This is a genomic window from Gemmatimonadota bacterium, from assembly GCA_039715185.1.
Taxonomy (GTDB): Bacteria; Gemmatimonadota; Gemmatimonadetes; order Longimicrobiales; family RSA9; genus DATHRK01.
The window spans coordinates 1-14,234 of sequence record JBDLIA010000083.1 but is presented as its reverse complement, the minus strand read 5'-3'; the positions used below and the strand labels follow the sequence as shown (position 1 = coordinate 14,234).

The 14,234-nt window shown below is 67.9% G+C and carries 12 protein-coding genes; 4 read left to right on the top strand and 8 right to left on the bottom strand.

All coding sequences use genetic code 11. The annotated features are described in order from the left end of the window. Positions 1–59: 59 nt before the first annotated feature. Positions 60–587 carry a Rid family hydrolase gene (locus tag ABFS34_13120; protein ID MEN8376381.1) on the top strand — a complete coding sequence of 176 codons (528 nt, stop codon included), beginning with the start codon at positions 60–62 and terminating at the stop codon, positions 585–587. Positions 588–596: 9 nt separating this feature from the next. Here ABFS34_13120 and ABFS34_13115 read toward each other — a convergent pair whose 3' ends face one another. The 4 genes from ABFS34_13115 to ABFS34_13100 all read right to left on the bottom strand — a co-directional run bounded on the left by ABFS34_13115 (position 597) and on the right by ABFS34_13100 (position 6,730). After that, on the bottom strand, positions 597–1,256 hold the full coding sequence (locus ABFS34_13115) for a hypothetical protein (protein MEN8376380.1): 660 nt from the start codon (positions 1,254–1,256) through the stop codon (positions 597–599). Continuing rightward, positions 1,253–2,401, bottom strand: a complete 1,149-nt coding sequence (locus ABFS34_13110; protein MEN8376379.1) for a glycoside hydrolase 100 family protein — start codon at positions 2,399–2,401, stop codon at positions 1,253–1,255. Before ABFS34_13110 ends, ABFS34_13115 begins: the two co-directional genes overlap by 4 nt. A gap of 6 nt (positions 2,402–2,407) precedes the next feature. Then, a complete protein-coding gene (locus ABFS34_13105) occupies positions 2,408–4,009 on the bottom strand; it encodes a sodium:solute symporter (protein ID MEN8376378.1) in 1,602 nt (533 codons plus the stop codon). 84 nt (positions 4,010–4,093) lie between these two features. After that, the gene (locus ABFS34_13100) at positions 4,094–6,730 is read right to left on the bottom strand and encodes a TonB-dependent receptor (GenBank protein MEN8376377.1); all 2,637 of its coding nucleotides are present in this window, start codon (positions 6,728–6,730) and stop codon (positions 4,094–4,096) included. Between the two features lie 154 nt (positions 6,731–6,884). On the opposite strand from ABFS34_13100, the gene ABFS34_13095 reads away from it, so the two are divergent. Then, on the top strand, positions 6,885–7,901 hold the full coding sequence (locus tag ABFS34_13095; GenBank protein MEN8376376.1) for a LacI family DNA-binding transcriptional regulator: 1,017 nt from the start codon (positions 6,885–6,887) through the stop codon (positions 7,899–7,901). Between the two features lie 52 nt (positions 7,902–7,953). Here the strand turns inward: ABFS34_13095 and ABFS34_13090 are convergent, their stop codons facing one another. Beyond that, on the bottom strand, positions 7,954–8,439 hold the full coding sequence (locus tag ABFS34_13090; protein MEN8376375.1) for an Rrf2 family transcriptional regulator: 486 nt from the start codon (positions 8,437–8,439) through the stop codon (positions 7,954–7,956). A gap of 174 nt (positions 8,440–8,613) precedes the next feature. Here ABFS34_13090 and ABFS34_13085 point away from each other — a divergent pair, with 174 nt between their 5' ends. Continuing rightward, a complete protein-coding gene (locus ABFS34_13085; protein MEN8376374.1) occupies positions 8,614–9,537 on the top strand; it encodes an NAD-dependent epimerase/dehydratase family protein in 924 nt (307 codons plus the stop codon). A 33-nt stretch (positions 9,538–9,570) separates the two neighbouring features. Here the strand turns inward: ABFS34_13085 and ABFS34_13080 are convergent, their stop codons facing one another. The 3 genes from ABFS34_13080 to ABFS34_13070 form a co-directional block, all read right to left on the bottom strand. After that, on the bottom strand, positions 9,571–10,125 hold the full coding sequence (locus ABFS34_13080; GenBank protein ID MEN8376373.1) for a DUF1697 domain-containing protein: 555 nt from the start codon (positions 10,123–10,125) through the stop codon (positions 9,571–9,573). Positions 10,126–10,220: 95 nt separating this feature from the next. Then, positions 10,221–11,606: an Ig-like domain-containing protein gene (locus tag ABFS34_13075; protein ID MEN8376372.1), complete on the bottom strand. Its 1,386-nt coding sequence runs from the start codon at positions 11,604–11,606 to the stop codon at positions 10,221–10,223. Beyond that, on the bottom strand, positions 11,606–12,994 hold the full coding sequence (locus ABFS34_13070; GenBank protein ID MEN8376371.1) for an Ig-like domain-containing protein: 1,389 nt from the start codon (positions 12,992–12,994) through the stop codon (positions 11,606–11,608). The genes ABFS34_13075 and ABFS34_13070 overlap by 1 nt, the downstream gene beginning before the upstream one ends. Before the next feature lie 302 nt (positions 12,995–13,296). Between ABFS34_13070 and ABFS34_13065 the strand changes: the two genes are divergently transcribed. Then, positions 13,297–14,234 (top strand): DUF885 family protein (locus tag ABFS34_13065; GenBank protein ID MEN8376370.1); only part of this gene is annotated, 938 nt, incomplete at its 3' end.

Genomic DNA, 14,234 nt, shown 5'->3' with positions numbered 1-14,234 from the left:
CTTCGGTGCCTGCCGACGCTCGCGTCGCGCAACCGTCCCGAACGCGATTGGATGCCCAGATGAAGAAACGTCACCTTCTCAGCCTCCTCACCCTGCTGATCGCCGTCCCCACTACCGCCGCCGCGCAGGACAACTTCAACGTCCGCCGCGGCGACCGGGAGGCGATCATCGCCAACGAGGCCAAGCGCGACCGGCTCTACAACGGCCGCTTCCACTTTGCCCCGGCCGTGCGCGCGGGCGACTACATCTTCGTCTCCGGCGTCGTGGCCGGTGCGTGGGCGGGCGAGGTGCTGGACCGCGAGGGCTTCGCCGAGTCCGTCCGCGCCGCTTTCCGCAGCGTCGAGGAGACGCTGGTGGCCGCCGGAGCCGGTTGGGACGGCGTCGTCCGCATGCGCACCTTCCACGTGTTCGACCACGAGCTGATCGGGATCGAGAAGGTCGAGCAATTCGAGGTGATCGCGGGCGTGAAGGACGAGTTCGTGCCGGAGCCGTTCTCGGCGTGGACGGGGGTCGGGACGACGGCGCTGTTGCCGGACAGAGGCATCGTGGAGATCGAGATGGTGGTGTACGACCCGCAGGACGGGTGAAGGGCAGGTCTACGGCGCGATTCTGAAGTCGATGCCGATGGTGATGTCGGCGGCTCCGGCGTGCGCCCGTATGATCTCGTGCTCGATCGCCAGCACGCGCTCGATGAGGGGGTCATCCGGATCCCGGTTGCGTTCGCGACGCCGGCTGTGGGTGTCCGGATAGTGGCCTTCCATGAATACCCGGAGGTCAACGTCGACGTGGGCGAGCACGTACGTGCCCTCCACGAGCAGCACGCGCGCCGCGCCGAGGTCCAGCGGACGGCTGTGAAAGAGGTCGCGGGGGTAGTCGACTAGCGGCGCGTCCTCGACCGGGCGTCCCTCGCGGAACGCCGCCACGTGCTCGTTCAGCCGATCGAAGTCCACCTCTCCGGGCCCCACCACGTCCAGGTCGAGTCGCCTCGCTTCGTGGTTCTGGCGCGGCGGCAGGCGGAAGTAGTCGTCCTGGTGGAGGACGGTGCACGGCACGTCGGTGCGCGCCAGCTCGAGCGCCAGGCACAGCGCGGTGATGGTCTTGCCGCTGCCCGATTCGCCGCCGATGCCCACGACCGGGCGACGCTCGCCCTCGAACAGCCCGCGCCCGGTCAGGTCATCGCGCAGCTCCCTGGCCAACTCGAAGTAGGCCGGCTCGAGCTGCACCCCGCGCGCCTCTCCTCCCGCGACTCCGCTCACGGGCGCAGCAGCGACAGGGACTCCGGGTCGCCGGCCAGGCCCAGGAAGATCGAGCCCGCGGCGGAGTACGCCATGCGCGGGCGGCCGCCGGGCTGACCCGTGCGCCCGTGCAGGAACTCGTGGAAGTCGAAGCGTGGTGCCCGCTCGAGGGCGTCGGCCCACGACGCGCGCAGGCGGCCGAGCGTCTCGGTGCGTCCTCGCAGAGCCAGGGCCAGCGCCAGCCAGCCGAGCCAGATCGGCCAGATCCCGCCGTTGTGGTACTCGTGCGGGCGATTCCGGAAGTCGAACAGGTGGAATCCGCGCAGCTCGTCCCAGCCGGGGTCCGACTCCGTGATGGGCGGGTGAAACGCCGGAGGCAGGGCGCCCCGCCCCAGGAACTCCGCATCGACCCAGTCCAGCGCCTCGGCCCCGCGCTCCGGCGCGATGTTCGAGACGCCCAGCAGCGCGGCGGCCGCGAGGTCGAATACGTCCCACCGGCGCGGGGGACCGATGCTGGCCGGCGGAGGACCCGCCGGGTCGCCGTCGGCCGGCCGGTACCGGTCTCGCACCGCGCCGGCGATGCGCGCGGCCTTGCGACCCCACTCCTCGCGGTCGAAGGCGATCGCGAGCAGCGACAGCGCCCAGGCGCGCAGCACCTGATCGGACAGGATGTAGCCCGAGTAGGGGTACTCGTCGGCCCAGTTGCCGCCGGCGGGCACGTAGACGAGGTGGGCGCCGTTGTACTCGAGCGCGTCGAGGAGGTCGACCGCGGCCTCGACGGACGCCGTGAAGTCCGCGGCCGCGGCCTCCCCCGCACGGATCGCGAGTGCGACCCCGAGCAGGTACCAGGACGTCGCGTCGATCTTGGGCGTCAGCGTGCCGAAGCTGACCGCGCCTTCGCCCCCGCCCGGGGTGCCCGGCCGGAAGTTGGAGGCGATCTGCCCGTGCCGGCCCTGGCGCGAGCGGAGCTGCTCGAGCGTGCGCACGAACGCCGCCGTGACGACCTCATCACCGGCGATCAGGCCGGCGATTCCCGCCAGCACCGCGTCGCGCGTGAACACCGCGCGGTAGTTGTCGACCTCGGTGGCCGACGCGCGGATGCCTTCAGGGCCGCTCAGCGAGCGTAGCAGCGCCACGGCGGGATCGGACGGATCGGCGGGACCCATGCCGGCTCAGAAGATGATCAAGAGCACCGCGATCAGGCCGAGCAGCAGGACCGCCTGATACCGGTAGTTCGCGAAGACGGAGCGCCCCGCGAGGGCGACGGTTTCGGCCCGGTAGTGCGCGGGCGTCCACAGGACCGACTCCCAGTCGCGCTCCGCGGTGTCCGGCCGCGCCGCGCTGACGGCGAACAGCACCACCGTGCACACCAGGAAGATGATCCCGGCCAGGTAGAGGTAGTGGGGGAGGATGTCCTGTCGACCCGGGTTCAGGTTCACCCACCCCTTGTAGAGCACCCCGAGCGCGCTGAGCGTCGCGCCCACCCCGATCGCCGCGTTCGCGCCGGCCGTCGACGGCCGCTTGGAAAACAGCCCGAAGATGAAGAGCGCCACGACCGGCGGGGTGAGGAACGAAAGGACCATCTGCAGATAGTCCCAGAACGACGGGAACGAGTTGATGTAGGGCGCCCACAGAGCGGCCACCACCATGAACACGCCGATCATGACCTTGGCGATCCGGACGGCGTCCTTCTCGGACGCGTCGGGCCGCCGCTTCTTGTAGAAGTCGAACGTGAACAGCGTCGCGGCCGCGTTGAGCCCGCTGTCCACCGAGGACATCAGCGCGCCGATGAATCCGGCGAGCGTCAGCCCGAGCAGGCCGGCGGGCAGCAGGTCGAACAGCAGCCTGGGGTAGGCGTCGCGGGCGTCCGCCAGGTCCGGGTACAGGACCAGCGCCATCACCCCCGGCAGCACCATGATGAAGAGCGGCAGGATCTTCAGGAACCCCGAAAAGATCGCACCCCACTGCCCCTGCTCCGTCGTCCTCGACGCCAGCGCGCGCTGGACGATGAACTGGTTCGTGATCCAGAAGTAGAAGCCGAGCAGGAAGACGCCGGTGAAGAGGCCGGGCCACGGCAGCGTGGCGTCGTCGATGGGCCGCACGATCTCCAGGTACGACGGGTCGACCGCCTGCGTGATCCCTTCCCAGCCTCCCACCCGCCCGTAGGCGATCACGGTGATCACCACCGAGCCGAGGATCAGCAGCACGGCCTGAACGGTGTCGGTATAGACCACCGACGCCAGGCCGCCCATCAGCGTGTACAGCGCCGCGACGATGGAGATGATCCAGACGATCTCCACGAACGAGAGCTGCGGGAACACCATGCGCAGGACGACGGCGCCGGCGAACAGACCCGACGCGATGTCGATGAATACGTTGAGCGTGATGGTGACGCCCGAGAAGTAGTAGCGCGCGAACGATCCGTAGCGGCGCTCCAGGAACTCGGGGATGGTGTACACCCGGGCCTTCAGGTAGAACGGGAGGAAGAACACGGCGAACAGCACCAGGACCACCGCCGCCATCCACTCGTAGCTGAAGACCGCGAAACCGGCGTTGTAGCCGCTCTCCGCCAGCCCGACCAGGCTGATGCTGCCCATGTTCGATGCGAACAGCGAGAAGCCGATCACCGGCCAGAACAGCGAGCGCCCCGCCAGGAAGTAGTCCTCCTCGGAGCGCTGCCGCCCACGAAGGAAGAACCCCAGCCCGATCACGAACACGAAGTACGCGCCGATGATCGCGAGGTCGATCGCGCCCAGCGTGGGGGTGGTCGTCAATTCTCGGTGCTTTGGGAGTCCGGCTCGGGGAGGGACCGCCGCGACGCCTCGGCTTCGGTGGCGGTCCCTCCCTGAGTCAGACGATCAGAAGCCGTACTCGACCGAAGCCGTAAGCGACCGGCCCGTGATCGAGCGTGCCCGCACGAGGTTGACCTGGTTCTCCGTGATGGACCCCTCCTCCGACTCGGTGATGCCGATGGAGTCGAACAGGTTGTTGGCGCCCACCACGAACCTGAGGTTGCCGGAGACCTCGATGCCGACGAAGCCGTTGAGGATCGCGTAGGCCGGCATCACCAGCTCGTTCACGTCCTGCGCGTACGCCCGCGTCTGGCCGATCAGGCTGAGGCCGAAGTTGTGCCCGGGCTCGGTCTGGTAGGACCCGAGCAGGTTGTACATGAGCTTCGGCTGGCGGCGCGGCGTGTTGCCGTCGTTGTCGCCCGACGTGATCTCCGCGTCGGTGAACGTCGCGGCGCCGCGCAGGTCCAACGCGTCGAACGCGAACGCACCCTCCACCTCCACGCCCAGCGCCTGGTAGTCGGTCTCGATCACCTGCTGCGTGGTCGCCTCGAAGCCGCCCTCTTCGGTGGTGTTGGCGTAGAAGCCCGTGATGAACAGGCCGCCGTTGGCGAACTGCTGCTTGATGCCCAGCTCGGCCTGTTCGATCTCGTCCTTCGGCCCGAACTGGATGGGCTCGATGTAGATCCCCGTCGGGAAGATCGCGCGGTCCGCCTTGGCCGAGGAGCCACGGCTGAAGCGGCCGAAGATCGCGCGGTCCTCGTTCAGCAGCACGTTGGCCCCGAACGAGAAGGACACGTAGTCGTACTCGTAGTCGACCGGGTTGTCCTGCGACTGGTCGACCACCGATACGCTCTCCTCGATGGGCGCGATCTCGCCGTCGTTGTTGACGTCGGCGGTGCCCTGCACGCCGCCGTGGCCCACGCCCGTGACGTCGCCGATGTCCACGCGGAAGCTGCCGCTCAGGGTGAGCTGGTCGCTCGCCTCGATCTCTATCGCGCCGTACGGCGCCGTGACGTCGTAGGTGCTGTTGAACTGGACCTGGCAGCAGTTGCCGAAGGCCGGCACGCCGTAGGAGTACTGCCCGCTCTCGGAGATCGTGCCGTCGGCGGCGGTCGTGATGTCGATCAGGCCCGCGTTCTCGCCCTGGATCTCCATCAGGAAGTTGCTCCACAGCCAGTCCATCGCGACGCGCTGGATGCCCTTGAACAGGCCGGCGCTGACGGTCACGCCCTCGACCTGCTTGGAGATGCGCGTGTCCAGCATGGTGTTGTCGAAGTTCTGCAGCTCAGTGTCGAAGAGCGTGATGACCTGCAGGTTGCTGCCGCTGAACGGATCGCCCGTGTGCGAGACGGTCAGCGTGGCGCCGGTGAGATCCCGGTCGATCGACTCGCCGACCGAAGTCAGAATGCTCGCCGTGGGCCCCACCGCCGCGGTGAAGGGCGCCCGGAAGGCGCCCGAGTTGACGGCGAACCGGGCGCGGCTCTCCACGCTCCAGCCGTCGCCGAGGTCGAAGGCGACCTCGGCTCCGATGGCGCGGGACAGCGCGCGCATGCCGTCGGTCACGTCGCTCGAGCGCGGCGCGCCGTTGGCGTCGAGCCCGAAGTTGGACTGCAGGAAGACGCTGTGCGTGGTCTCGAGCGTGGCGTCGAGTCCGGGGGCGTCTTCCCAGTCCGGATCGTCGTTGGTCCCGCTGACCTGGATCGGCATGGGCATGATCGCCGGCGTCCGGTCGTCCAGATACTTGAAGTAGAGCCGCGCGTACCCGCCATCGAACAGCTTCGTCAGGTTCGCCTTGAGCTGCCCGCCGCGGTTGGCGGTGTAGCCCACGTCACGCGGGCCCTCGCCCGAGCGCAGGAACCCGCCCACGTGGAACGCCAGCCCGTCCCCGAACGGCGATCCGTAGTCGAAGTCGAGCCGGTTCATGTCGTGGTCGAGCCCCACCGTCGTGGCGACGCTGCCGCTAGCCGTCTCGCCGGTCTTGGAGATGAAGTTGATGATCCCCGCCGGCGAGTTGGTGGCCAGCGTCGACGCGGAGCCGCCCCGGATCGCCTCGATCCGCGCCAGGTTCGCGTCGTTGCGCAGGAAGATGTCCGAGGTGGCGAACGCGATGTCGCCGAAGAGGAAGATCGGCAGGCCGTCCTCCTGGAGCTGCAGGTACTTCGAGCCGCCGGCCGAGATCGGCACGCCGCGGACGGTGATGTTGGTGTTGCCGTCGCCGCCGGACGCCTCGGAGCGGATGCCGGGAATCGTCCGGAAGATCTCCGCGGTGGTGCGCGGCGCCGAAGCCGCCACGACCGTCGGATCCAACGTCGTGATGGAGACGCTCGACTCGATCTTCGTGTTCTCGTTGGCTACGCCCGTCACGATGAGCGCGTCCAGCCCCAGGGGGTCGCGGCCCAGCACGAAATCCACGGTGAGCGTGGCGCCGGACAGGTTCACGGTCTGGGCGCCGGGGCTGTAGCCGAGGAAGGACGTGGTGATGCTCGCCTCTCCCTCGCCCCGGACCTCCAGCGAGTAGGCGCCGCCGGCGTCGGTGAGCGTACTGGTGGTGGTCCCTTCGACCCGAACGACGGCGCCCGCCAGCGCGCGCCCATCGTCTGCCGTCACGGTACCGCGAACGGTCGTGGTCTGCTGTGCTGTCAGGGTGGTCGAGGCGAAAAAGGTCGCGATAGCGATGAAGAGGCTTACGCGGGTCCGCGGCATACTTCCCCCCTTTTCGGGCAGTCCGGCTGCAAGGCGTATCATCGATTCACTGCCCGGCCGACCCACCTTGCGCAAGGGAAAATACCGCAAGAAGTTGCGCAAACGATATCGCAATCGTTTACAAACGGGGTCGGAACGGAGGGCCATCGCCAGCATGTCACGAGAGCGTATCACGCTGAAGGACATCGCGAAGCGCGTGGGCGTGTCGGTGCCCACGGTGTCTCGGGCGCTCGCGGACCACCCGGACATTCACGAGGAAACGAAGGCCCGCGTGCGCGATGTCGCGCAGGAGCTGCACTACATCCCCAACTACCGGGCGCGCTACCTCCGTGCCAAGTACTCGCGCCTCCTGGCGCTCGTGGTGCCCGAGATGAACACCTTCTTCGTGCCGTCGCTCGTGACGGGGATCAACGGCGTAGCGCAACGCAACGACTACTCGCTGATCGTGTTCCAGTCGGAGGACGCGATCGTGCAGGAGCGGCGGCTGCTCGAGGACTGCGTGCGCCTTTCGGTGGACGGGGTGCTGCTCGCGCTCTCCTCGGAGACGTCGGACCTGGCCCACCTGCGCACGCTGGGCGACGCGGGCATCCCGGTGGTGCTGCTCGACAAGACGATTCGCACCGACGAGCACTCCGCCGTCACGATCGACGACGAGCGCGTAGGAGCCGAGGCCGCGGAGTACCTGCTGCGCAACGGACATCGCCGCGCGATCGGTCTGTTCGCCGATGACAGGCAGCGCATCAGCAAGCTCCGGCGTCGCGGCTTCCAGCGGGCGTTCGCGTCCGCGGGGGCGCCGCTCGAGGAAGATCTTCTGCTGCGGGTCTCACTGCTCGACGAGCTGCCCGGGCAGCTTGGTTCGGCGCTCGACGCGCACCCCGACGTAACGGCGGTATTCGCCATGTCCGACGAGCTGCTCGTGCGCGCCCACCATCTGCTGATGCGGCGCGGGGCCCGCGTCCCCCAAGACGTCGCGCTGCTCGCCATCAGCGACGGTCAGGCACCGTACTTCCTGTTCCCCAGCGTGACCCACATCCGCCACTCCGGAGCCGTAGTCGGAGAGCGCGCGGCGCACACGCTGATCGGCCTGATCGACCACTCCGCCGACTCGACCATGGAGGTGAAGGTTGCGACGCGGCTGGTGGAGTTGGGATCGGTGGGGGCGCGGGAGTGAGGCGGACTCCAATCCCTCGAGCGGGGTCATTGTTGCAGCGGCGTGGCCCGCGCTAATCGGCGAAGACCTCGGCGAGCCAGGTCTCCGCGGCCTTCAGCTGACGTGGATGGACGGTGTTCGGGATGTCGGCGACGAGCATCGCCAGCGTCGTTTCCCGTAGCTCCTCCCGCCAACGCAGATCGGCACGCGCGAACGCCGCAGCAATTCCGCACGGGCGTTGGTAGCACTCGGCCTCCACCGCCGTCGGGCCACGCTGACGGATCTCGGCGCAACGAAAAGCGGGCTCGGCCCCGTCGACCGCCTCTACCACGTCCAACAACGTGATCTCATTGGCCGGTCGGGCCAGTACGAAGCCGCCGCGGGGCCCGGGCGAGGACGAGACTATTCCCTGCGCGGCCAGCTTCTGAAGATGCTTGGTCAGGTAGGCCGTCGGCACGCCGTGCACCTCGGCCAGTCGACGAGCCGGAAGCGCGCGGCCTTCGGGCGCCGACGCGAGAACCGAAAGGCAGTGCACGGCCCATTCGACGCCTTCACTCATCCTCATGTCTGCGCCCCAATTCTGTATAGGAGATATCCAGGACACTGCTCGTAGTCGTTCTCTCCGTCAACCGTCTCGACGAGGCCCTTGACCTAAATCAAGATAGAACATATCCTGGATAAAAGATATCCTGAATTATGGATCGAGCTTCAAGACTGACTGGGGAGGAAGATCATGAGGGTATTCGTTGCTGGAGGGACCGGCGTGATCGGACGCCGCGTCGTGGAGTCGCTGGTGCGTGAAGGTCACGAGGTGACCGCCCTGGCTCGTACGGACGACACCGAACAAACACTGAGAACCTTGGGTGCCCGACCTGACCGAAGCGACCTCTTCGATCAGGCGGCACTGGAACGCGCCGTGCGCGGCCACGACGTAGTGGTGAACCTGGCCACGGCGATTCCGCCCGCTTCGGAGGCGATGTCGGAGCAGGCCTGGGCCAGGAACCACCGGGTTCGCCGTGAGGGGGCCGCCAATCTCTCCGAGGCGGCGCTCCGAGGTGGCGTCAGGCGCTTCGTACAGGAGTCCATCGCCTTGTTGTATGCCGATGGTGGCGACGAGTGGCTCGACGAAGAAGCTCCCGTCTCGACGACCTGGGTGACCGAGTCCTCTCTCGACGCGGAATCCGCCGCGCTCGCGTTCGGAAAAAGTGACCGAGAGGCGGTCGTGCTGCGGTTCGCCACGTTCCACGCTCCTGACAGCGCGCACACCGTCGATACCATCGGGGCCGCCCGGCAGGGGGTAGCCGCGTGCCTGGGGCCTCTGTCCTCCTTTCTCTCCACGATTCACGCAGACGACGCCGCGTCCGCGGTCGTCGCCGCGCTCTCGGTCCAGTCCGGCGTGTACAACGTCGCCGACGACGAACCTCTCCGACGGGCCGACTACTTCGCGGCCCTGGAGCGTGCAGTCGGCGAGAACCGGCTGAGTTTCCCGGAGGACCTGGACCACGGTCTGGAAGGCACGATGCTCGAGATGGTGCTGCGGTCGCAGCGCGTGTCGAACAGGAAGTTGAGGGAGCACTCGACGTGGCGCCCGGAGCATCCGACCGCGTCGGAGACCTGGCGGGCGATCATCACAGAGTCGGCGCTGCTGCCGGCCTGACCCCCCGTGCGGCTCCGAGGCGCGGACCGCGGTTCAGGGCACGGCTTCGGCCATTTCCCGCAGCTTCTGCACGGTGCGCCAGTTCCTGGCCGTGGCCGCGACCCCCAGGAACTTCTCGACGCTCGCGGCCAGCTTCGAGCGGCCGACGCCGTCCGGGGCGTGGAGGTAGAAGACGTCGCCGGCGAGACGGAACCGTTCGGACGCCGACGCGACGCGGGCCAGCGACTCCATGTCCGGGCTCGATGGCTCTTCGGCGAGGAACCACAGGTGCAGCGACTTGGGGTCGGCGGCGGCCTCCGGAAACGGATTCGCATCGATCGCCTCATGTAGTCGATCGACCGCCAGTACGAGGACCTGTGGCCGGAATCCGCGCCGCTCCTGAACGGCCGACGCGATATCCTCGCCCAGCGTCGGGGACGGCGCGCCTACCATCCGGCCCACCGCGTTGCCGCTCTGGATGTAGGTCGCGATGTCCTCCAGCCCCAGTTCCTGCAGGATCCGCGTGAGCTCATCCATGGGCAGCCGGCCATGTCCGCCGACGTTGATGCCACGCAGGAGGACGATCACCGGGCCGCTCCGCTCGCTCATATGCCTTTCAGCCTGGGCTGTCGCTTCGGCACGTCCCCGGTCCGGCAGGGCAACCCGTCGATAGGATCTGTCGAGTTAGTCGTCGAGGGGAACGCTCACTCGGGCTCGACCACCTGAACCGGCTCGTCCACGCCCAACCCGGATGAGTCGATAGTCCCGTTACCCAGTTCGCCGGATCGGTTACTTCCCCAACAGTAGGCGAGGCCGTTGGCCGTCAGGCCGCACGTATGGAATGCGCCGCGCTCGACGGACACGAAGGGAATCCCCATCGGCCGGCCGGGATCGTTCCAACGTCCCGCGTTCCGGCAGAACGGCTCCCCGCTCGCGGGCAGTGCGCACACGCGCAGGTTTTCCAGCGACATCGCCTCGAACGGGCCGGCTCCGATGAGCGCCGGATCGACCCCGATTCCTCCCCACTCCTGGTTTTGCCAACAGTACAGGGCGCCCAGGACATCGAGGCCGCACGAAATTGCCCAGATCTGCGAATTCATGAGAAGAAATTTGCTGGTCTGGACATCCCGCCATTGGAAGGCGGGGATCTCGATGGGCGTGAAACCGACCCATGAGCCTCTGTCGAAGAGGTCTCCTTCGGTGCCGAGCGCTCCGTCTCCCCAGCAGTAGCCGGCCTCGCCGGTGCTGACGCCACAGGTGCTGGTCCGGCCCGCATCGATCGAGCTGAACAGCACATCGGTCAGCACGGGGGTCGGTACGTGCCGTTCCGTCCGGCGCTCCGATTCGCCGAGCCCCAACTGGCTGAACCAGTTGCTCCCCCAGCAATATGCGCGGCCGCTCTCGTCCACCGCGCAGGTGTGATCATCGCCCGCGCTGATCGCGGTGAACTTCCCGTTGCCCAGGACGGTAGAGGGCCCGGTACGGGAGTCTGTGTCCCCGACGCCGAGGCGGCCGTCCGGGTTCGCTCCCCAGCAGTAGGCTTCTCCCTCGGTTGAGATTCCGCAGACGTGGTGAATCCCGACCGAGATGGAAGAGAACTCGATGTCCCCCTGCACGAGAGTGGGAGATAGTAGGTCGGGCGAATCCTCCCCGGTCCCGAGTCCGCTTCCGCCGTTGTGCCCCCAGCAGTAGGCACGTCTGGAGACCGTAATGCCGCACGACTGGTCGTCCCCCAGAGACAGGCTGGTAAACCCGCGAGGTTCCACGCTCACGAACGCGACGCCGACTCTCCCTCCCGTCGTCACGCGAATCTCCGCGCTCCCGGCTCCGACCCCCATCAGGAGCCCCGTGAAATCGACCGTGGCGACGCTCGTGTCCGAGCTGCTCCATTCAAGGCGCACAGGGAGGATTCGGTCGCCGCCGTCGTCGATTACGACCGCGCTCAGCCGAACGGAGTCCCGCGCACGGAGCGACACTTCGGACATCGAAACGCGAATCTCAGCCGGGCCGGAGGAGTCCGTGATCAGACCACAGGCTGAAACCCAGCCGAGCGACACGAGGCCGGCGGCGCGGATGAAGGTTGGATGCATTATTCCGGCTCGATCACCTGAACGGGAGGCATGGGCTCCAGGTGTACCCGAACACCGTCGCCCAGTTGGCCGTGCTCGCTTAGCCCCCAGCAGTACGCCAATCCATTCTCGACCGCTCCACAAACATGGTCGAGTCCGACGCCCAGCGTCACGAATCGGAGCTCTCCGGCGGGCAGATCCGGCTGCGACCAGGCGAGCGGGCTCCGGCACTCAACCTCGCCGGTCCCGTCCAGCGTGCAGACCCGCTCGCCGAACAGGGAAGCGGCTTCGAACGGACCCGGTGCGATCACGACCGGTTCGACCCCTACGCCGGCCCAATCACTCGACTGCCAACAGTACAACGCTCCGCCGACGCCCAATCCACACGCGAAACTCGCGACCGGCGGATCCTCGAGTGAGCGGACGTAGCCGCCCGGTCGGATCTCGCTGAGCCGGACACCCGGAATCTCCACGGGCGTGTAGCTGATCCAGGCGTCTCCGTCGAGGCTGTCGCCTTCCGCGCCGAGCGCGCCCCGGCCCCAGCAGTACCCGACTCCCTCGGCGGTCAGCCCGCATGTGGTGTCGTGTCCCGCGTCGATGGAGGCGAAGCGGACCTCGGTGGCGACCGTCGCCGGCGCGAGCTGGGCGGAACCATGCAGGCCCTCGCCGAGGCCCAACTGGCTGGATGCATTCTGCCCCCAGCAGTACACGCGTCCCTCGACGGTCAGGCCACACGTATGCCAACTACCGCCGCTCAGGTCTGAGAAGGAGAGTCCGCCGGCCACCTCGGTCGGTACGGTCCTCGCCAGCGTGTCGCCGACGCCGAGTTGGCCGTCGCGATTGAAGCCCCAGCAGTGCGCGGCACCTTCGCTGGTCAGGGCGCAGGTATGGTGGCGGCCTGCCATGATCGACTCGAACCTCAGTTCGCCGACCACGGCCTCCGGGACCGGCCTGACGCCAACGCTGGAGCCGTTCCCCATCTTTCCGCTCGAATTCGAGCCCCAGCAGTAGGCCTCCGACGAGAACGTAAGCGCACAGGTGTGGAAGCCGGATGCGGCGAAGCTCACATAGCCGCGCGGCTGTACGGTCAGCGATGCGCGCCCGACCTTGCCCTCGTGCTCGGCCTGGATCTCGACATCCCCAGGTTGGATGCCGGTCACGAGACCGGTCGGATCGACGGCGGCGACCTGAGGATCCGAGCTGCTCCAGTCGAATCGAGCGCCGAAGTTGGGTCCGCCGGCGACGTTCAGGACCACTGCTTCGAGCTGGACAGAGTCCCGCGCCCCGACCGATACGACGGCAGGAGTCACACGGACATCGAGCGGAGCATCAGGGTCGAGGGGCGAATCGCACCCGGTCAGCAAGCCGATGATTCCGAGAATGGCGATACTGGAAAGCGGACTTCTCAAGCTGGACACTCCCTGCGGCGGAGCGGGCTAAGACCTCCGTGACCCGCGCTGGCGTCGCAACTACCTTACTACTAACAGTCTAAGCAGGAAGTCGAGTTCCTCGACAGTGCCGTGCCGCTGACCCCCCATAGGCATCCCCGCAAGGAAAGGAATCGCGCATGCGTCGTTGGATCGCTCCCCCGGCATCGCAAACGGCGCGGTTCTTCGCCCTTCTCATGATCGGCCTGGCCGCACCGGCGTTCGCGTCGGCACAAACGTCCGGAGGCGACACCTCGGATCCAGCACCGGCGTCGGAGCCTCCGGTGTACGCCCTGTCCGCCGCCGACCTCATCGCGTTCGAGACGAGCGAACTGGCCGCCCTCGTCGAGCGCTACTCGGACGACCGAGCCGCGCTCCGCAGGCGCTGGGCGGTGCCCTACTCGGAGTCTCGCCGGGAACGCTTCCGCCGCTTCTACGCGGAGTGGCAGGCGTCGCTGGACGCGCTCTCATACGACGCGCTGGGCACGGAGGCCAGGCTCGACTACCAGATGCTGCGCAACGAGCTCTGGTACCGGGGCGCCGAGCTCGACCGCGAGGAGTTGCTGCGCGCTCAGATGGAGGAGCTCCTGCCGTTCGCGTCCTCCATCGAGGCGCTCGAGGAGCGGCGCAGGGACAGGCAGCCGGTTCAGTCGGAGGAGGCGGCGGAGTTGCTAGCCGGGCTACCCGACCGCATCGACGAGGTCCGCGACCGGCTCCGGGAGCGCGATGAGGGCGATGGGGAAGACGCGCCCTCTCGTGTCGTAGCCCTGCGCGCGGCCGAAACGCTGGGCCGGCTCACCAGCATCCTGAACGGCTGGTACGAGCACTACGCCGGCTACGATCCCGTCTTCACGTGGTGGAACGAGAGCCCGCACGAGGCCGCCAAGGAGGCTCTCGAGGGCTACGAGAAGTCCCTGCGCGAAGAGATCGTCGGTGCCAAGGACGGGGAGGAGCCCATCGTTGGCGACCCGATAGGCGCCGACGCGCTGGCGGCGGACCTGCGCCACGCGATGATCGTCTACACGCCCGCGGAGCTGATCGCGATCGGCGAGCGGGAGCTGGCGTGGGGCGAGGCGCGCATGCTGGAGGCGTCGCGCGAGATGGGGTTCGGCGACGACTGGAAGGCCGCGCTGGAGCACGTCAAGACGCTGCACCGCGAGCCGGGCGAGCAGACGCAGCTCACCCGCGAGCTGGCCGAGGAGGCGGTCGCGTTCCTGAAGGA

What these genes read in the sequence shown, in the direction of transcription:
- ABFS34_13075 (MEN8376372.1), bottom strand. Translation starts at nt 11,606, where the DNA reads ATGCATCCAACCTTCATCCGCGCCGCCGGCCTCGTGTCGCTCGGCTGG.
- ABFS34_13090 (MEN8376375.1), bottom strand. Translation starts at nt 8,439, where the DNA reads ATGAGTGAAGGCGTCGAATGGGCCGTGCACTGCCTTTCGGTTCTCGCG.
- ABFS34_13080 (MEN8376373.1), bottom strand. Translation starts at nt 10,125, where the DNA reads ATGAGCGAGCGGAGCGGCCCGGTGATCGTCCTCCTGCGTGGCATCAAC.
- ABFS34_13110 (MEN8376379.1), bottom strand. Translation starts at nt 2,401, where the DNA reads ATGGGTCCCGCCGATCCGTCCGATCCCGCCGTGGCGCTGCTACGCTCG.
- ABFS34_13100 (MEN8376377.1), bottom strand. Translation starts at nt 6,730, where the DNA reads ATGCCGCGGACCCGCGTAAGCCTCTTCATCGCTATCGCGACCTTTTTC.
- ABFS34_13085 (MEN8376374.1), top strand. Translation starts at nt 8,614, where the DNA reads ATGAGGGTATTCGTTGCTGGAGGGACCGGCGTGATCGGACGCCGCGTC.
- ABFS34_13095 (MEN8376376.1), top strand. Translation starts at nt 6,885, where the DNA reads ATGTCACGAGAGCGTATCACGCTGAAGGACATCGCGAAGCGCGTGGGC.
- ABFS34_13120 (MEN8376381.1), top strand. Translation starts at nt 60, where the DNA reads ATGAAGAAACGTCACCTTCTCAGCCTCCTCACCCTGCTGATCGCCGTC.